The sequence below is a fragment of the Candidatus Pelagibacter sp. HIMB1587 genome (assembly GCF_052047775.1).
Classification (GTDB): Bacteria; Pseudomonadota; Alphaproteobacteria; order Pelagibacterales; family Pelagibacteraceae; genus Pelagibacter.
In genome coordinates this window covers 1-18,735 of sequence record NZ_JBNAJJ010000001.1, presented here as the reverse complement: position 1 = coordinate 18,735, position 18,735 = coordinate 1, and the positions used below count along the sequence as shown (strand labels likewise).

Genomic DNA, 18,735 nt, shown 5'->3' with positions numbered 1-18,735 from the left:
ATTAGTAAAACTTTAGTATGTTGTTTATATCCATTCTATAAGAATTTGAATAAAGAACTTTACCATCTACAACATTTTTCTTTTTAAAAACCTCAATTATTGTATTTTTAGATGTGAATTTAGCTTTTTGGCCTGTTGAGGGATCCACAACCATCATTATTGTGTCTTTTGCAGCTTTAAATGGTCTAGCCTCAGACTTTTTAACAGAATTTTTTATAAAATTTTTAAATATAGGTAGGGCAGTTTTTGATCCTGTTTCAAATTTACCAAGTGGTGTTGGACTATCCATTCCTACATAAACACCTACTAACAAGTTTGATGTAAAACCAATGAACCAAGTATCAGTATTATTATTCGTGGTTCCAGTTTTTCCTGCTATATTTAATTTTAAATCTCTTAATTTTTTTGCGGTTCCTCTTTGAACTACCCCTTCAAGAATTGATGTCATTTGATACGCAGTTTCTTCAGAAAAAATTTGTATATATTTATTTTTTAACTCAGGATAATCATCACTAAGATAGGATATTGAATCACAATTTACACAAGATCTCTTATCGTTATTATAAATAGTATTTCCCTCACTATCTTGTATCCTGTCAATCAAAACAGGTTCAACAAGTTTTCCTCCATTAACAAAAACAGAATAAGCAGATGTAAGCTGCAACAAAGTAGTTTCAGCAGAACCTAAGGAAATTGACAAAAGTTCTTCAGGATCTTCATAAATTGAAAGTTTTTTAGAATAGTCGATAATTTTATCTAAACCTAAATCTTGAGCTATTCTAACTGTCATTAGATTTCTTGATTTCTCCAATCCAGTTCTGATTGTGGATGGACCATAAAATTTTTTTCCATAATTTTGCGGTTTCCATAACTTTAAATCATCCCCTTGATCTAAAACTAAAGGTGCATCTAAAACTAATGATGTAGGTGTATAATTATTTTCTAAAGCAAGAGCATAAACGAATGGTTTAAATGCAGAACCTGGTTGTCTTTTTGCTTGTGTTGCGCGATTAAACTCACTTTTCTTAAAACTAAAACCACCATTAAGGGCCAAAACTCTTCCCGTATAAGGATCCATAACAACAATTCCTCCATTTATTTTTGGTAATTGTTGTAAACTGTATTTTTTATCTTTTATTTGTTTTACATAAATTATGTCTCCAATTTTTAATAATTTGTTAAACTCTTTTTTTGTCCAAGAAATATCTTTATATTCAATAACACCATCATCTTTATCAATCGTTTCTACAATTGCTGAAAATTTATTTAATTTTTTTACAATTGCTAATTTCCAATTAATTGATTTTTCAAGTTTGTATTTATCTAAATCTTTGTGCCAGTTCGAATTGTAAGGTTTGTTAATTAGTGCACCCCTCCAACCTTTTCTCTGATCATAGGAAATTAATCCAGATCTTAGAGAATTAGTTGCTAATTTTTGTAAATCTAAATCTATTGGAGTATTGATATTTAAACCTTGTTTATAAACTTTATCGTAAGTCAAACTTTCTATGACATTTTTTCTAACGTCTTCAATATAATATTGCGCATCTTCTAAGTAAATTTTTTGTTTTTTCTTTAATTTAATTTCTTGATTACTTAATTTTTCTAACCACTCAAATGTAATATAATTATTTTCATATAAATTTTTTAAAACTAAATTTCTTCTAAATTTTGCTAAATCTTTATCTTTATAAGGATTGTATTTACTGGGCGCTTTAGGTAAAGCAGCTAACAATGCAGCTTCTGAATAATTAAGTTCCCTTATAGATTTATCAAAATATTCTAAGCTTGCAGCAGCTACGCCATAGGCTCCACTACCAAGATAGATTTGATTTAAATAAAGTTCTAATATCCTTTCTTTAGATAATGCTCTTTCAATCCTGAATGCTAAAATTGCCTCTTTTATCTTTCTATTTAGACTTACTTCATTTGTTAATAAAAAATTTTTTGCTACTTGTTGCGTAATAGTTGAGGCACCTTCTAGTCTTTTAGAGGCCATTATATTTGAAATATTGTTGATGACTGCTCTTAGAACACCTTTCGCATCTACACCAGGATGAGAGAAAAAATTTTTATCTTCTGCGGATAAAAATGAGTTAATTACATTTTTTGGTATAGCATTGTAAGGAACAAAAACTCTTTTTTCTTTTGAAAAATCTGCAACCAATTCTCCATTTCTTGAATAAACTTTACTTGAAACTGGTGGCTTATAACTCTTAAGAAATTTATAATCTGGAATATCGTTGGAGTATTTCCATAAAATACTAAATATCAAAATACCCAATAATATTAAAATAGTGGAGGAAAATAACAGAATATTTTTGAATAATTTACTCATTTTATTTCCATTATATCTTGGAATTTGTTAAAGATAAGGCATCAGAGATTAACAAAATTTATTACAAAAAAATTAATGAACTTAACAATCAACATATTATGGAAAAAAATTTATATATCGATGCATCGCATCCAAATGAAACTAGAGTTGTTCTTAAATCAGGTGAAAATATTGAAGACTACGAGTACGAAGGTTTAAAAAACAATTTAATAAAAAATAATATATATTTAGGTAAGGTAAGTAGGATTGAACCTTCACTCCAGGCAGCCTTTGTTGACTTTGGAAGAGAAAGACATGGATTTTTATCATTTAATGATATTCAGTCAGATTACTATCAAATACCAAAAGCGGATCTAGATAAAATAAAAGAAGAGGAAGAAAAAGCAAGAGAAGAACTTTCAAAACAAGTTGAAGCAAAAGAAGAAGAAAATATTGCTGAGGGCAAACTTGAAATAGATGATCCAATAGATGAAAAAGTTGAAGATGTAGAAACTGATAAAGAAGAAGCAGAGACAAAAGAAAATTCAGATACAGAGGAAAAAACTGAAAAAAAACCTGAAAAAAGGTTCAAATTTAAAAGATACAAAATTCAAGAAGTAATCAAACCTAATCAAGTAATTCTTGTCCAAGTCATCAAAGACGAGAGAGGTCAAAAAGGCGCTGCACTAAGCACATTTATTTCAATTGCAGGAAAATATATAGTGTTAATGCCAAACACACCCAAAGGTGGTGGAATTTCTAGAAAAATATTTAATCCTGCAGATAGAAAAAAAATTAGAACTATTTTAAATGAAATTGAAATTCCTAAAGAGATGGGCTTAATTGTAAGAACAGCAGGAAGCAACAAAACAAAAAATGAAATCAATAGTGACTTAACAACTTTAATTAATACTTGGGGACAGATAAAAGATAATGCAATTAATTCTATAGCTCCCTCTTTAATTCATCAAGAAAGCGAAATAATTAAAAGAACTTTAAGAGATATGTACGATGATAGTACTAACCAAATTATTGTTGAAGGAAATGAAGGTTATAAAAAAGCCCAATCTTTTATGAAAACAATGATGCCATCAAGCGTAAAAAAAGTTAAAAAATATAGAGGAAGAACACCACTATTTATTGAGGAAAATATTGAACAAAAATTAAATCAAATTTTTGACTCAGAAATTAAACTCAAATCTGGAGGATATTTAGTTATTAATCCTACAGAAGCACTTGTATCGATAGACATTAACTCTGGTAGCTCAATTAAAGGTAAAAATGTAGAGAGTACAGCCTTAGACACAAATATTGAAGCAGCGGAAGAAATTGCGAGACAAATAAAAATAAGAGATTTATCAGGATTAATAATTATAGACTTCATTGATATGCTGAGTTTTGGCAATCGACGTTTAGTAGAGAGAAAACTTAAAGAAAAATGTAGATCTGATAGAGCAAGAATTCAAATTGGAAGAATAAGTAATTTTGGTCTTTTAGAAATGTCTAGACAAAGATTGAGGGAAAGTGCTGTTAAATGGAAGGTAACTTTAACAGACGAGTCTTTTGCTCAAAAATTATTAAAAATTGTTGAATTAAAGGCTGTAACTAATAAAGCAAAATTTGTTGAAGTAAAAGTCTGCGAAAAAATTTCAGATTTTCTAAAAGAAAACTTTGTTAATGATTTAACTTACTTTGAAAAAAAAAATAAAATGACAATTGATATCATCAGTGACAACTCTCTGATAATTCCAGAATATATTATCAACGTTCAGAACAAATCCAAAAAAACTATTGAACTTGTTGAGCATTATGAAAAATTAAAAAACTTAGAAACCCAAAATAAAGAAGATAAAATTTCTCAAAAAAAAGAAGTAAAAAAAATTATAAAGAATTTTAAAAAAAAGAAATATTATAAAAAAACTAAATAATACCTTTTAATGGAGAAGAAGGGTTTCCCATTAAAGTTTTATCTATTCTTCCTGAGTTGTATGATTGTCTTCCAGCTATAACAGCATTTTTAAATGCTAGAGCCATATCAAATGGTTTTTTTGCTTTCGCAATTGCAGTGTTAACCAATACTCCATCACAACCCAGCTCCATTGCAATTGTAGCATCTGAAGCTTGTCCAAGACCTGCATCAATTATCAATGGAAGTTTTGTTTGTTTCCTGATTATTTGAATATTAATTTTATTTTGTATTCCTAAACCTGATCCAATTGGTGCTGCTAGTGGCATTATCGCAGCAGCTCCAACATTTTCTAATCTTTTTGCCATTAATGGATCATCGTTACAATAAACCATAACTTTAAACCCCTCTTTGGTAAGAACTTCGGTAGATTTCAAAGTTTCAATCATATCTGGAAATAAATTTTCCTTATCTCCTAAAACTTCTAATTTAACTAATTTCCACCCACCAATTTCTCTTGCTAACCTCAAAGTTCTCAAAGCTTCTTTAGAATTAAAACAACCTGCTGTATTAGGTAAATAGGTAATCTTTTTTGGATCTATATAATCCATCAACAAGGGTTTGTTTTTATCAGAAATATTTACTCTTCTAACTGCAACAGTTACTATCTCTGCTCCTGATAATTTGATAGCTTTGGCACATTCAGACATCGTTTTATACTTTCCAGTGCCAACAATTAATCTAGATTTAAATTTTTTTTTAGCAATGATGAGATTATCTTTTTTCATATTACCCTCCTCCTATAAAATGAACAATCTCAATTTTGTCGTTTTGATTTAATTTAATTTTGTTAACATTTTTTTTATCTATTATTTCTTCATTAAGTTCAATTGCTACTTTTTTCATAGGAATTTTAAGGTGTTTTATTAAATCTGAAAGTTTATATGTTTCAGAAATTGATCTGTTCTTACCATTTACTTTGATTTTTATTTTTTTCATCGTATATAAAAGCTGAATGAATAATAAAATAATTATTATTAACGGTCCAAATCTTAATCTATTAGGTGAAAGAGAACAATCACAATATGGATCAGGTAACTATGAACAACTTAAAGAAAATTGTTTAAAAAAATCAAAAGAAATTGGGCTTGAATGTGAATTTATCCAATCAAATTTGGAGGGAGATTTAGTAAATATAATTCAAGATGCACGTAAAAATTATGATGGAATGATTATAAATGCTGCTGCATTTACACATACTTCAGTTGCAATAAGAGATGCTCTTGAATTGTTCAAGAAACCAATAATTGAAATGCATATATCAAACATATATAAAAGAGAAGAATTTAGACATAAATCACTTATTAGTGGAGTTGCAACAGGTGGAATTTTTGGATTAGGCACTGAAGGATATATTTTGGCCATAATTTCATTACAAAAGCTTTTACAAAAATGAAAATAGATAAAAACATAATCAAAGAACTTAGTAATTATTTGGATGAATTTAATTTAACTGAAATAGAAATTACTGAAAAAGATACTAAAATTAAAGTTTCAAAAAATAACGTATCAATTAGCAATCAAACAATTCCAGCATCTGTAAACAATACAAATTTAACTGCTTCTTCCCAATCTACTGAAAGCGTTAAATCTGGTACAGAAATTACTTCTCCAATAATTGGAACCGCTTATCATGCGCCAGAACCCGGGGCAAAAAAATTTGTTGAAGTTGGTAAAAAAATTAAAAAAGGTGACACAATAATGATTGTTGAAGCAATGAAGACAATGAATCACGTCCCATCCACGCATGATGGTGTTGTAAAAGAGATTTGTGTTGATGATGGTCAGCCAGTTGAGTTTGGTCAAACAATTCTTATTTTAGAATAATTAATGTTCAAAAAAATTTTAATTGCAAATCGTGGAGAAATTGCAGTTAGAATTATAAGAGCATGTAAAGAATGGGGTATTGCAACTGTAGCAGTGCATTCAGATGTTGATAGAGAAAGCATGCATGTAAGAATGGCAGATGAAAGTGTCTGCATAGGTTCTCATCAACCAGCAAACAGTTATTTAAATATTCCTGCATTAATGTCTGCAATAGAACTGACTAATGCAGATGCTGTTCATCCAGGATATGGCTTCTTATCTGAAAATGCTAACTTTGCTAAAATTTTAGAGGAAAATAAAATTAAATTTATTGGTGCATCTTCAAAACACATCGAAATGATGGGAGATAAAATTCAAGCTAAAAGAATAGCTAAAGAAAATGGTTTACCAGTTATCGAAGGATCTGAAGGAGGTGTTAGGGATATTAATGAAGCAAAAGACCTTTGTAAAAAAATTGGTTTTCCTGTTCTTATTAAAGCCTCAGGTGGAGGTGGTGGAAAAGGTATGAAAATAGTACATAAAGAGGAAGAATTTGAAACTTTATTTTCCACAGCGAAATCAGAAGCACAAAAATACTTTGGTAACGACGAAGTATATATTGAGAAATTCTTTCAAAATCCAAGACACATAGAAGTTCAAATACTCGCAGGAAAAAACAGAGTTGTGCATTTGCATGAAAGGGATTGCTCTGTTCAAAGAAGACATCAAAAACTTATTGAAGAAACTCCTAGTCCTGTTTTGAATGATGAAATTAGAAAAGATCTTTTTGAAAAAACTGTAAAAATGGTCTCTAAAATTGGGTACATGGGGGCTGGTACAGTTGAGTTTATCTATGAAGATGGAAAGTTTTACTTTCTTGAAATGAATACAAGAGTTCAAGTAGAACACCCTGTTACAGAAATGGTGACAGGAGTAGATATTATCAAAGAACAAATTTGGATAGCATTTTCTGAAGAAACAGCACTACAGCAAAGCGACATTAACCCAAGAGGTCATGCTATTGAATGCAGAATAAACGCTGAGGATGCTAGTAAAAATTTTCAACCATCTCCAGGCGTTATAAGTATGTGTCACCAGCCATCTGGATTTAGAACAAGAGTGGATGGAGCTATATTTCAAGGTTACAAAGTTACTCCATATTACGACAGTATGGTTTGTAAGTTAATTTGTCATGGTCGAAATAGAACAGAAGCTATTCAAAGAATGAATAGATCTTTGGATGAATTTGTTATTGAAGGTATTACGACTACTATTCCACTTCATAAAAAATTGTTAAATCATAAAAAATTTATCAATTCAGATTTTAATGTGAGCTGGCTAGATAAAGATACTATAGTTTAATAACATTTTGTTAGCCACACATCGTAAATTGGATGATCAAACGGAGTTATTGAAGGGCTTGAAGAAAACATCCATCCATTAAAAACAAAAACTTCATCATTGTTTTGATTTGATAAATCTCTGACTTGAATATAAGCAGTAATTTCTGGACTATCATCAAATTCAGAATTTTTACATTTTAAACTCTGAATTGATAAGTCTTTAAATTTTAGTAATTGACCATTTTTAAGTTTTAATGAAGTGTTTTTAGAACTAATTTTATCTAAAATTTTAATTTCAGTAAAAGAACCTTCAAGTTGACTATTGGAATGTGAAATAGATGTAAATAAAAAAAAGAAGATTAGTAAGTAAAGAAAAAAACTATTCTTTCCAACTAGTATATTTTTTTTTAACACCATCTTTATTTTTATTTGGGTAATATGCTTCTTCGGTACCAGTTAAATTGGATTGATGAGGTTTTTGCCATTCATATTTTTCTAGCTCATGTTTTTTTTCTATTTTGTTAGGTGTAAAATGCATCCATGAGTACCACTCAACTGGAATTTTTGATGCATCAATAACATCAGAATATATTACCCATCTTTTTCCTTTTTTATCTTCATAATATTTGTTTCCAAACTGATCTGTACCAGCAAGTTTTCCAAAAAAAATTGTTTTTAATCTTGTTCCAAAAGTATCTTGATTCCACCAAGTGAAAATTTTTTTAAAAAGTGTCAACATGTTATTTTATTTTTTATTTCAATTAAAAATTGTAAAAATTAAATTAGACTAAAATTTGAATAAGTATATAAATTAAAAGAATCTATTTTCAAACTAATTTTAAACTGAGGTGAAATGGCAAAATATCTTGTAGAAACTTATTACACTTGTACCTTTAAGGTGAATCATTACTTAGACGACATAAATGAAACAGAGCTTAAAAATCTAGAAAAAAGAGATGATGGTAAATTCGAAGTTTTAGATGTCAAATTAGACAATAGAAAAACTAAAAGTTTAGATCCAAATAACAAAAAAGTAGTTGAAAATAAAAAAATTGAAATAGTTTCAAAAAGTGCAAGTGAAAATTCTATAAGTAAAGAAACCGTCGTTCAAAAATTAAACAAGTCCTCAGAAAAAGGTGGAAAAAGATTTAGTATGCCTGACAGACGAAAAGGCTATATTCAAAAAGCTACAATTGGAGATCATAAAGTTTATCTTCATACAGGTGAATATGAAGATGGAAAAATTGGAGAAATATTTATCGACACAAGTAAAGAAGGAGAACTAGTTAAGGCATTAATGAATAACTTTGCAATAGCAGTATCTTTAGGCCTTCAATATGGAGTACCGTTAGATGAATTTATAAGTGCATTCGTGGGAACAAAATTTGAACCATCAGGTAAAGTACATGGAAATGATAGAATATTGAGCGCTACCTCTATTTTAGATTATATTTTTAGAGAGTTAGCTATATCTTACCAAAATAGAGAAGATCTTGCACATACTCCTGCAATTGGTGGAAACGATACGAATGATCAAGAAAATGAAGATCAAAATCAATTATTAAAAATTGTTAAGGATATTACTAGCAAAGGATTTGTAAGAAATAACTATAAAAAAAATCTAGTTGATTTATCTGATGTTAAAATAAGTCTTAAAGGTAAAAAATAATTTTATTTTTTATTTTTTAAAGACAAGTTCAATTCTTTTAACTGTTCAGGATTAACTTCAGATGGAGCGTTCATCATCAAATCCTGTGCATTTTGGTTCATTGGAAACATTGTTACTTCTCTAATATTCTTCTCATTAGCTAACAACATGACAATTCTATCTATTCCTGGAGCAATACCTCCATGGGGTGGAGCACCATAACTTAATGCATTTATCATACCACTAAATTTTTCATCTACTTGCTGCTTATCATAACCAGCAATTGAGAATAACTTGTACATAAGTTCTGGTTTATGATTTCTTATAGCACCAGAGGATAATTCAATACCATTACAAACAATATCGTATTGATAAGCTAAAAGCTCTAGAGGATTTTCAAGTTCTTTTTCTGTCAAATCACCTTGTGGCATGGAAAATGGATTGTGACTAAATTCGATTTTGTTTGTAATCTCATCTCTTTCAAACATCGGATAATCAACTATCCAACAAAACGCAAACACATCCTCATCTATTAAGTCTAAATCTTCTGCAATTTTATTTCTTGCCTGAGAAGTTATTTTTTCTAATTCATTTTGTTTTCCACATGCTAGAAAAATACTATCTCCTACTTCTGCATTAGTTAAATTCATTATTTCTGACAATGCCTCTTTTGAAAAAAATTTTCCTATAGGTCCTTTACCAAACAATTCAGTATCTTTTTCAAATGTAAAATAAGCCAAACCTGATGCACCTTGTTCTTTGGCCCATTTATCAATATTATCAAAAAAGCTTCTTGGTTTGTCCTTTGTGTTTTTTGTTATTATGCATCTTACTCTTGAACCAGATTTTACTAACTTTTTAAATATTTCAAAAGATACATCTTCTCTTGTAAATATTTCAGTAATATCATTTATTATAAGTGGATTTCTTAAATCAGGTTTATCACTTCCATACTTTAACATTGCTTCTTTATAAGGAATTCTTGGAAACTTATCGTTTAATAATTTTTTATTCGAAAATGTTTTAAAAGTATTAACCATTAATTTTTCAACAACATTAAAAACATCTTCTTGTTCTACAAAAGACATTTCTAAATCTAATTGATAAAATTCACCTGGACTTCGGTCTGCTCTTGCATCCTCATCCCTAAAGCAAGGGGCTATTTGAAAATACTTATCAAACCCAGATACCATAATTAGTTGTTTAAATTGTTGTGGCGCTTGAGGTAACGCATAAAACTTCCCTGGATTTAATCTACTTGGAACTAAAAAATCTCTAGCACCCTCGGGGCTAGAAGATGTTAGTATTGGTGTTTGGAATTCCAAAAAACCTAATTTAGTCATTTCATTTCTAATGTGTGAAATAACTTTTGATCTTAAGATGATATTTTCATGTATTTTTTTTCTTCTTAAATCCAAAAATCTATATTTTAATCTTATTTCCTCAGCATATTCTTGATCACTGAAAACTGGCATTGGTAATTCTTTACACGAACCTAGTTCTTCATAAGTATCAATTGTAACCTCAATTTCTCCTGTACCTATTTCTTTGTTAATTGTATCTTCAGATCGAGCTACAACCTTGCCTTCGATTTTAACTACAGTTTCTAATTGTGTTTTTTCTAAGTTTGTAAAATTTTTGTTATCTTTATCTATAATACATTGCGTAACTCCATAATTATCTCTTAAATCTATGAATAATAAGTTACCATGATCTCGTTTTTTATTGATCCAGCCTGAAAGAAATACTTTTTTATTAACATCTTCTTTTCTTAGTTCATTACAAGTATGTGTTCTATATTTACTCAATTAATCTCCTAAAGCTTCTTTAATAATTTTAAAATCGATTGGTTTTTTTCTTTTTAAACTAATTTCGTCGATCTTATATATGAATTCAGATATTTTGCCATAGGATCTATCTATTCTTTTTATAATGAAATCTATTAATTTCTTATCAATTGATATCTGACGATCAGAAAGATTTTTTAATATTAAGGCATATAATAAATCATCTTCTGGTTTATCAATCTTTGATAAGATAAAATTTTTAGCTCTAGAATTTAAATCATTTAATTCAAAAGTGTAATCAACAATAGGTTTTGTTGAAGTAATAATTAAATACTTATTGTCTTGCTCTATGTTATTCAAAAAAGTGAATAATAACTTTTCATCAATATTTTTATTCAAATCTTCAATAATTATATTTTCATAGATTTTAATTTTTTTTAAATATTCATTACTAATATCAGTTGCGTTTATTTTAATGCCCTTAAATTTATGTAAAAAAATATTAATTAAATGAGATTTTCCTGAAAATTTGTCACCAATAAGATTTACAAAATTTTTTTCCCACTTAGGCCAACTATTCAATAATAGAAATGAAAATTCATTAGACTTTGAAACATAAAAATCTTGATCTTTAAAATTTTGATCATATTCAAATTTTAATATTTCTTGATTTAAAGATTTCATTTTAACAACCAAATTTTATTTTTAATTTCAAAAAAATAATCATAATCTTTCATCACATCTAAAAACTGATCACGAGTTCCATTAAATATTATTTTATAAATGTTTTTTTTATTATCAAATTTAAATATATTGAAATTATTAACCAACTCTATCTTTGAAAGTGTTGCTTCAAACTGATCGATTTCAATTAAATTGCTATTATCAACTGAGATAGTCAAATCTAATTTGATTGATGTGTTTATTATATTTTTTAATTTCCAATAATCTTCAAAAATCATTTTTTGTTGATCTATGAATTTTTTTAAATCTTCTAAATTTTCTAAATTGATATTTTTGAATTTAAAATTTTTTAAATTTTGGTTCTTGTTAAATACTATTTGATTAAGTACTCGAACTTCTTGATTATTTTTAAAAACAATCATTATAATAAAATCTTCAAAATTATATTTTTTTGAAATTTCTCTAAAATCAAAATCTTCTAAATTGTTAATATTTTTTTTAATTGAATTATAATCGTCGATATCCTCGTTTGGTAAAATGTAATTTAGTTGATGGTATTTTTCTTTTTTAAAATTCCAATTTTTATATAATTGACTTTCTGAAAAAAGAAATATTTCATTTTTTTCTTCATCTACTTCTATTGGAAAAAAAATTAAATCTTTTCGAATAATAGATGAAGGAAATACATTTTTTTTTTCTAATAATTCAAAAAAACTTTTTTTATTAAATTCTACATTTAAAGTAAGATTATATATTTCATCAACAAAGTTTTCCTGAACAATTGAAAATGTTTCAACTAAACTTTTAACTTCTTTGGTTGAAGAATTTTGAAGTTTTTTTTGATCTTTGCTTTGGGCAATGGTTAAAATAAGTTCTTCAAATGCTTTGGCAAAACCATCATTTATGATCTTATTTTTATCAAATAAAGCATTATATGGAGTTGAAATTTCAATTTCTTTTATAGAAAATGTTTTTGCAACACTATTTTCTGTGGAAAAAAAAATATTTAATAAAGCAAGAAATAGAAAAAGATTATATAAATTTCTCAGTTTAATTAATTTTGTAAAACACCTCATAAAATATTGTAATGAATAATAAAAATTTTACCTATAAAAAAAGTGGAGTTAACATTAAAGCTGCTGATAAGTTTGTAAATTTCATTTCATCAGTATCATCAAAAAAAAAGGGCAAAAAAAAGTTTTCTAATATCGGGGGATTTGGTTCTATTTCAAATATTCCAAGTAACATAAAACAACCTCAAATAGTTGCTTGTACAGATGGTGTTGGTACTAAAATTGAAATAGCTAATTCTTTAAATAAATTTGATACAATCGGTATTGATCTTGTAGCAATGAGTGTGAATGATTTAATTGTTCAAGGTGCAAAACCTTTGCTTTTTTTAGATTACATTTCAATAAACAAGATTGATTTAATTAAACTTAAATCGATCATTAAAGGAATAGTGAAGGGCTGTAAACTATCAGGTTGTGAACTTGTGGGTGGAGAAACTGCAGAGATGCCTGGTACTTATTCAAAAGGTAAATTTGATATAGCTGGTTTTGCTGTTGGTCTTGTTGGTAAAAATAAAACCTTAAATAAAAATAAAATAAAAAAAAATAATTTAATATTGGCAATTCCATCTAGTGGATTACATTCTAATGGGTTCTCACTTGTAAGGTATTTAATAAATAAAAAAAAAATTAATATAAATAGAAATAAATTTTTAAAATCAGAACTTTTGAAACCAACAAAAATATATGTAAAAGAAATAATGAATTTAATTTCAAAAAATCTTATTAATGGTTGTGCGAATATTACTGGAGGAGGACTTGCTGATAACATCAAAAGAATTATACCAGATAACATGGTAGCTGATATTGATTTAAATGAAATTAAAACTTTAAAAATTTTTAATTGGCTTAAAAAGAATGGAATATCAGAAAATGAAATGTTAAAAACATTTAATTGTGGTGTTGGTTTTTGCTTAATTATTAACAAAAAAAACTTAAATAAAATTCAAAGTTATTTTCCTAAAGGTTACAAACCATACGTAATTGGAAAAATTATTAATGGAAAAAATAAAGTAAAATTAAATGGTTCTATCAACTGGAACTAATAAAACTAAAACTGCAGTATTTATTTCTGGAGCAGGTAGTAATTTAAAATCACTGATTAAATTTTCTAAATTAAAGAAATCTCCTATTTCTGTTAACTTAATTATTACTAATAATAAATTAGCTAAAGGTTTGAAATATGGCAGTATTTTTCAAATTAAAAAAAAAATAATTAATTTCAAAAATAAAGAAATTGCTGAAAAAAAAATACTTAATGAGCTTAAAAAAAATAAAATTGAATTAATTTGTTTGGCAGGATTTATGAAAATACTTTCTAAAAACTTTATTATGAATTTTAAAGGTAAAATTTTAAATATTCACCCATCCCTCTTACCAAAATACAAAGGTTTAAATACTCATCAAAGAGCTATAGATAATAAAGATAAATACTCAGGATGTACTGTGCATTTTGTTAATTCAAAATTAGATTCTGGGAAAATAATTCTTCAAAAAAGAGTTAATATTAACAAAAATGACAGTTCAGATAGTCTTGCTAAAAGAATTTTAGCTCAAGAGCATAAATTATATCCAAAAGCTATTTTGAAAATCTTTAGTCCTTAAAAAAGAAATCAATTTCAATTTTAGCATTTTCAACACTGTCAGAACCATGGACAGAGTTTTTATCAATTGAAATCCCATATTTCTTTCTAATTGTACCTTCTTCGGCATCTTTAGGATTTGTTGCTCCCATCAATTCCCTATTTCCTAATACTGCGTTTTCTTTTTCTAGTACCATTACTACTATTGGGCCTGAAGATAGATATTCACACAAATCATTATAAAATGGCTTTGTTTCATGTACTTTATAAAAATTCTCAGCTTCAGATTTTTCAATTTGAATTTTCTTCTCTTTTAAAATTGAAAAGCCATTATTTTTAAACATTCCTTTTATTTCATTTTCTAGATTTCTCTCAACTGCATCAGGTTTTATAATTGATAAAGTTTGCTCAATGCTACTCATATTTATCCTCTATTAGTTTATTTAATAATCTTACTCCATAACCAGTTGCTCCACCTGAGTTCAATGCTCCTCCGTATTTAGAAAAAGCCATACCAGCTATATCTAAGTGGGCCCATGGTGTTTTGTTTAAAATAAATCTTTGTAGAAATTGAGCTGCAGTTGTTGAACCTGCTCCCCCAACATAATTTATATTTTGCATATCAGCATTTTTTGAATCGATTAATTTATCAAAATTTTTATTTAGAGGCATTCTCCAAACTTTTTCTTCAACTTTTTTACCTGCCTCAATTAATTGTTTTGATAGATTATCATCGTTTGAAAATAACCCTGCGTACTCTGAACCGAGTGAAACAATAATTGCTCCTGTCAAAGTTGCTAAATCAACAATAAATTTAGGTTTATATTTTTCTTCTGTATATGTCAGCGCATCTGCAAGCACAAGCCTACCTTCTGCGTCTGTATTCAGAATCTCAACAGTTTTTCCACTGTAGGATTTTACTATATCTCCTGGTCTTTGAGCGTTCCCACCTGGCATATTCTCCACTAATCCGACTACACCTACAGCATTTACTTTAGCTTTTCTAAGAGCTAAACTTTTCATTAAACCTACAACAACAGCAGATCCAGCCATATCATAAGTCATGTCCTCCATAAATTTTGCAGGTTTAAGTGATATTCCTCCAGTATCAAAACATACTCCTTTACCAACAAATGCCAAAGGTTTAGAATTGTTTTTTAATCCCTTCCATTCTAAAGTGACTAGATATGAGCCTCTAATACTTCCTTGACCAACACCAAGTAAAGTATTCATTCCTAATTTTTTTAATTTTTTTTTATCATAAATAGTTACTTTCAAACCATCTTTTTTTAATAGGCTCAATCTTTTAGCATACTCATCAGGGTGCAGTACATTGCCAGGTTCTGAAACTAAATCTCTAGTACAAAAAGTACCTTCCTCTACAGATCTGAATTTTAGTTGATCATTGGATGACGGTATATTTTTTCCAGAAACAAATATTTTGATAATTTGTTTATTTTTTTTAGTTTTATATTTATCAAATGAATAAGATTTTAATTTTATACCATGTAAAAAAAACCCTACTGCGTTTTTTAAATTTAAATTTAAAGAATCTGAATTAATATTAAATTCATTTATTTTAGATTCTTTAAAAGTATCAAAAAATTTGCCTCCTAAATTCTCTAATTCCCAGTTTTTAATATCTTTTTTAATTGAAGCTAAAATAATTTTTCTTTTTGAACTTAGTTCAAAAAAAACAAATTTTTTCTTAAGATCTTTTGATTTAAGTAAATCGTTTACAAAAGTAAATTCTGTACTAGAAAAAAAGCTTTTACATTTTGAAATGTTAAAATTTTCATTAACAAATAAGACCTGATTTAGGGTACTTTTTTTAGATTTAGTGTTTTTATAATCAATTACAACATTCATAAATTTCAATTCTATAAGGTAAAGACTGGTGCTATATATGATCAAAAAAATAATATTTCAATGAAAAAGTTAATTTACAGAAAATTATTAAAAGATTATATGAATTTTTTTTTAATTGCTCTATTTAGCTCCTCTTTAATCATATGGGTTTTTCAGGCAGTAAACTTTCTTGATATCATGATAGAAGATGGAAGAGAATACACTGTTTACATAAATTATTCTTTACTTAATTTTCCAAAGATTATTAGTAGGCTTTTTCCATTTGTATTATTTTTTAGTATTTTCTACATCTTATCTAGATATGAGCTAAACAATGAGCTAATGATTTTTTGGAACTTTGGAGAAAATAAAATTAAATTTACAAATTTTATTTTGTTTGTTTCATTATTCATGTTTATGATACAAATTTTGTTTACAAGTATAATAGTTCCTAGCAGTCAAGATAAGGCAAGGTCTTTTTTGAGGGACTCTGAAGTGAATTTTTTAGGAAACTTTGTCAAGCCAAAAAGATTTAATGACACAATAGATGGAGTAACAATTTATGCAGAAAACAAGGATGTAAATGGTAACCTTTATAATTTGTATATTAAAAAGGAAATGCTTGATGAATTTGAGATAACTTATGCAAATAAAGGTAGATTTGAACAAAATCAAGGGATCCCAATTTTAATATTATATAACGGAGAAACTATAAGAAATAAAGATAACAAAATAACAAATTTTAAATTTTCAAAATCAGATTTTTTGTTAAGAAATCTAAAAGCAAACACAATAACACAACAAAAAAATCAAGAAATGAAAACAACAGATGTTATTGTATGTGTGGCTTCTATTTATAACTTAAAATTAAAAATTATTTCTAAAAAAATCGATGAAATTATAAACTGTACAGAAAATAATAAAATTAACATGTTGAAAGAATTGTATAAAAGACTCATAGTTCCCTTCTACATACCAGTTTTAATGTTAATACCCTATTTTTTAATTTTATCCTCTAAAGAAAAAAAAAATTATTCCAAATTAAAAATAATAACCTTCTTAACAGGAATAATAACAATAATTTTATCTGAGGGTGTAATTAGATTTTTATCAATAGAGTATTTTAGGAATCTACTTATATTTTTAACTCCAATAATATTTTTTTTATTTTTATACCTAATGTTTTTAATTAAATTAAAATTTAAAAGTTAATGAAAATTTATATTAGGTTCTTAACAGTAATTTTTTTTAAATCCTTATTGTATGTTTTAGGTATAATGTTCAGTTTGGTATTTATTTTAAATTACTTAGGAGAGCTAGACTACTTTCAAAAAATTGAAATTGAAACTTATTTTACTTTATTTTTATCTTTATTGAATTCTCCAGCAATGATTTTTGATATGGCTCCATTTATTATATTGATTACATCTCAAATTTTTTTTGTAAAACTATTCAATAATAATGAACTAGCAACCTTCAAATATTCTGGTTTAAAAAATTCAGAAATAATTAAAATTTTAATGCTTCTTTCATTTCTTACTGGAATTTTTACTACAACAATATTTTATTATTTTTCATCAAATTTTAAAAATCTATATCTTGAGTTAAAATCACCTTTTTCAAATGATGGAAAATATCTTGCAGTTGTTACTCAAAACGGTCTATGGATTAGAGATAGAGTTGGTGAAAAAACCTTAGTAATTAATTCATCTAAGATTGATGAGAAATATTTAATTGGTAACTTTATTACAGAATTTGATGGCAACTATAACGTGATAAAAAACATTAAGAGTGACAAAATTGATGTAAGTAAAAAAAATTGGTTAATCTTAGATGCGAAAGTTTACGAAAAAAACAACTATTCATCTTTTAAAACTTTTTCTTTAAATACAAATTTTGACCTTAAACGTATAAATTCATTATATTCAAATCTAAGTTCTCTTAATTTGTTGGGACTTTTAGAGCTTAGAAATAATTATAAAAAACTTAACTATTCAATTATTGATGTAGATCTTCAAATATTAAAGCTATTAACTTTACCTGTTTTTTTAGTGTTGATGTGTCTATTTTCGTCAATACTAATGTTAAGAATAAAACACTTATCGAATACTACATTGCAAATTACTTTTGGTTTATTTTTTTCTGTAATTATTTATTATTTAAATAATTTTTTTAATGTTTTAGGTAGCACAGAAAAAATCAATGTACAGTTAGCAATATTTATTCCTTTAATTGTACTAAGTTTTATTAATTTTTTAATGTTAAATAAAATCAATGAAAAATAAATTTTTTTTAAAATATATATTAATTTTTTTATTTAGTTTAGTTTTTACAAACTTAGTAAAAGCACAAGATGATTTTATTTTCGACGTAACTGAAATAGAAATTTTAGAAAAAGGTAACTTATTTAAAGGATTGAAACGTGGAATTATCAAGAATAATGAAGGAATTATTATAGAGGCTGATAAATTTATTTATAATAAAATTACAAACATTGTAGAGGCTGAAGGAGAAGTAAAAGTTGAGGATGTTGTTAACAATTATACAATTTTTTCTGATACCGCTAAGTATAATAAGAATAAAGAAATAGTTATCACAGAAGGAAATTCAAAAGGAATTGATAACAAAAACAGAACTATCACATCAGATAAACTCACTTATAATAAAATTACAAACATTGTAG

The 18,735-nt window shown here is 26.9% G+C and carries 20 protein-coding genes; 10 read left to right on the top strand and 10 right to left on the bottom strand.

All coding sequences use genetic code 11. The features are described 5' to 3' along the window. Window position 1: 1 nt before the first annotated feature. Window positions 2-2,338, bottom strand: coding sequence for a penicillin-binding protein 1A (locus ACTTBE_RS00100; RefSeq protein WP_440676678.1), 2,337 nt, complete (start codon window positions 2,336-2,338; stop codon window positions 2-4). Between the two features lie 98 nt (window positions 2,339-2,436). Here ACTTBE_RS00100 and ACTTBE_RS00095 point away from each other — a divergent pair, with 98 nt between their 5' ends. Continuing rightward, window positions 2,437-4,245: an Rne/Rng family ribonuclease gene (locus ACTTBE_RS00095; protein WP_440676677.1), complete on the top strand. Its 1,809-nt coding sequence runs from the start codon at window positions 2,437-2,439 to the stop codon at window positions 4,243-4,245. Here ACTTBE_RS00095 and ACTTBE_RS00090 read toward each other — a convergent pair. After that, window positions 4,238-5,011 (bottom strand): thiazole synthase, encoded by a 774-nt coding sequence (locus ACTTBE_RS00090; RefSeq protein WP_440614625.1) that lies wholly within the window; start codon window positions 5,009-5,011, stop codon window positions 4,238-4,240. The genes ACTTBE_RS00095 and ACTTBE_RS00090 overlap by 8 nt on opposite strands. Before the next feature lies 1 nt (window position 5,012). Next, window positions 5,013-5,222 (bottom strand): sulfur carrier protein ThiS, encoded by a 210-nt coding sequence (gene thiS, locus ACTTBE_RS00085; protein WP_440648991.1) that lies wholly within the window; start codon window positions 5,220-5,222, stop codon window positions 5,013-5,015. 16 nt (window positions 5,223-5,238) lie between these two features. Here thiS and aroQ point away from each other — a divergent pair, with 16 nt between their 5' ends. From aroQ to accC, 3 genes are read left to right on the top strand one after another with little or no spacing between them, the layout of a single operon-like run. Beyond that, the gene (aroQ, locus tag ACTTBE_RS00080) at window positions 5,239-5,679 is read left to right on the top strand and encodes a type II 3-dehydroquinate dehydratase (RefSeq protein WP_440676676.1); all 441 of its coding nucleotides are present in this window, start codon (window positions 5,239-5,241) and stop codon (window positions 5,677-5,679) included. Continuing rightward, window positions 5,676-6,110 (top strand): acetyl-CoA carboxylase biotin carboxyl carrier protein, encoded by a 435-nt coding sequence (locus ACTTBE_RS00075; protein ID WP_440672736.1) that lies wholly within the window; start codon window positions 5,676-5,678, stop codon window positions 6,108-6,110. Before aroQ ends, ACTTBE_RS00075 begins: the two co-directional genes overlap by 4 nt. 3 nt (window positions 6,111-6,113) lie before the next feature. After that, the gene (gene accC, locus ACTTBE_RS00070; RefSeq protein WP_440648985.1) at window positions 6,114-7,451 is read left to right on the top strand and encodes an acetyl-CoA carboxylase biotin carboxylase subunit; all 1,338 of its coding nucleotides are present in this window, start codon (window positions 6,114-6,116) and stop codon (window positions 7,449-7,451) included. Here accC and ACTTBE_RS00065 read toward each other — a convergent pair. Together ACTTBE_RS00065 and ACTTBE_RS00060 are read right to left on the bottom strand one after the other, a co-directional pair. Further along, complete coding sequence (locus ACTTBE_RS00065; RefSeq protein ID WP_440676675.1) at window positions 7,448-7,849, bottom strand: DUF2155 domain-containing protein; 402 nt, start codon at window positions 7,847-7,849, stop codon at window positions 7,448-7,450. The two genes, accC and ACTTBE_RS00065, sit on opposite strands and share 4 nt — an antisense overlap. Further along, entirely contained in the window at window positions 7,812-8,171 is a 360-nt protein-coding gene (locus tag ACTTBE_RS00060; RefSeq protein WP_075506547.1) for an NADH-ubiquinone oxidoreductase subunit NDUFA12 family protein, read from the bottom strand. Before ACTTBE_RS00060 ends, ACTTBE_RS00065 begins: the two co-directional genes overlap by 38 nt. A gap of 114 nt (window positions 8,172-8,285) precedes the next feature. Between ACTTBE_RS00060 and ACTTBE_RS00055 the strand changes: the two genes are divergently transcribed. Then, window positions 8,286-9,101: a TSCPD domain-containing protein gene (locus ACTTBE_RS00055; RefSeq protein ID WP_440676674.1), complete on the top strand. Its 816-nt coding sequence runs from the start codon at window positions 8,286-8,288 to the stop codon at window positions 9,099-9,101. A gap of 2 nt (window positions 9,102-9,103) precedes the next feature. Here the strand turns inward: ACTTBE_RS00055 and aspS are convergent, their stop codons facing one another. Genes aspS through ACTTBE_RS00040 form a run of 3 tightly spaced genes read right to left on the bottom strand, consistent with a single transcriptional unit; the run spans window position 9,104 to window position 12,627 of the window. Then, window positions 9,104-10,888 carry an aspartate--tRNA ligase gene (aspS, locus tag ACTTBE_RS00050; protein ID WP_440676673.1) on the bottom strand — a complete coding sequence of 595 codons (1,785 nt, stop codon included), beginning with the start codon at window positions 10,886-10,888 and terminating at the stop codon, window positions 9,104-9,106. Then, window positions 10,889-11,551, bottom strand: coding sequence for a DNA replication protein (locus ACTTBE_RS00045; RefSeq protein WP_440676672.1), 663 nt, complete (start codon window positions 11,549-11,551; stop codon window positions 10,889-10,891). It abuts the gene before it with no gap. Then, window positions 11,548-12,627: a DUF2066 domain-containing protein gene (locus ACTTBE_RS00040; RefSeq protein ID WP_440676671.1), complete on the bottom strand. Its 1,080-nt coding sequence runs from the start codon at window positions 12,625-12,627 to the stop codon at window positions 11,548-11,550. The genes ACTTBE_RS00045 and ACTTBE_RS00040 overlap by 4 nt, the downstream gene beginning before the upstream one ends. Before the next feature lie 11 nt (window positions 12,628-12,638). On the opposite strand from ACTTBE_RS00040, the gene purM reads away from it, so the two are divergent. Both purM and purN read left to right on the top strand, forming a co-directional pair. Next, window positions 12,639-13,667, top strand: coding sequence for a phosphoribosylformylglycinamidine cyclo-ligase (gene purM, locus ACTTBE_RS00035; protein WP_440676670.1), 1,029 nt, complete (start codon window positions 12,639-12,641; stop codon window positions 13,665-13,667). Continuing rightward, on the top strand, window positions 13,645-14,226 hold the full coding sequence (gene purN, locus ACTTBE_RS00030) for a phosphoribosylglycinamide formyltransferase (RefSeq protein ID WP_440676669.1): 582 nt from the start codon (window positions 13,645-13,647) through the stop codon (window positions 14,224-14,226). The genes purM and purN overlap by 23 nt, the downstream gene beginning before the upstream one ends. Here the strand turns inward: purN and ndk are convergent. Beyond that, window positions 14,216-14,617 (bottom strand): nucleoside-diphosphate kinase, encoded by a 402-nt coding sequence (gene ndk, locus ACTTBE_RS00025; RefSeq protein WP_440677331.1) that lies wholly within the window; start codon window positions 14,615-14,617, stop codon window positions 14,216-14,218. The two genes, purN and ndk, sit on opposite strands and share 11 nt — an antisense overlap. Window position 14,618: 1 nt before the next feature. After that, the gene (locus tag ACTTBE_RS00020) at window positions 14,619-16,073 is read right to left on the bottom strand and encodes a leucyl aminopeptidase (RefSeq protein ID WP_440676668.1); all 1,455 of its coding nucleotides are present in this window, start codon (window positions 16,071-16,073) and stop codon (window positions 14,619-14,621) included. Between the two features lie 60 nt (window positions 16,074-16,133). Between ACTTBE_RS00020 and ACTTBE_RS00015 the strand changes: the two genes are divergently transcribed. From ACTTBE_RS00015 to ACTTBE_RS00005, 3 genes are all read left to right on the top strand, one after another. After that, window positions 16,134-17,264, top strand: coding sequence for an LptF/LptG family permease (locus tag ACTTBE_RS00015; RefSeq protein WP_440676667.1), 1,131 nt, complete (start codon window positions 16,134-16,136; stop codon window positions 17,262-17,264). Next, window positions 17,264-18,337: an LptF/LptG family permease gene (locus ACTTBE_RS00010; protein ID WP_440676666.1), complete on the top strand. Its 1,074-nt coding sequence runs from the start codon at window positions 17,264-17,266 to the stop codon at window positions 18,335-18,337. The genes ACTTBE_RS00015 and ACTTBE_RS00010 overlap by 1 nt, the downstream gene beginning before the upstream one ends. Beyond that, window positions 18,327-18,735 (top strand): OstA-like protein (locus ACTTBE_RS00005; RefSeq protein WP_440676665.1); only part of this gene is annotated, 409 nt, incomplete at its 3' end. The genes ACTTBE_RS00010 and ACTTBE_RS00005, both read left to right, overlap by 11 nt.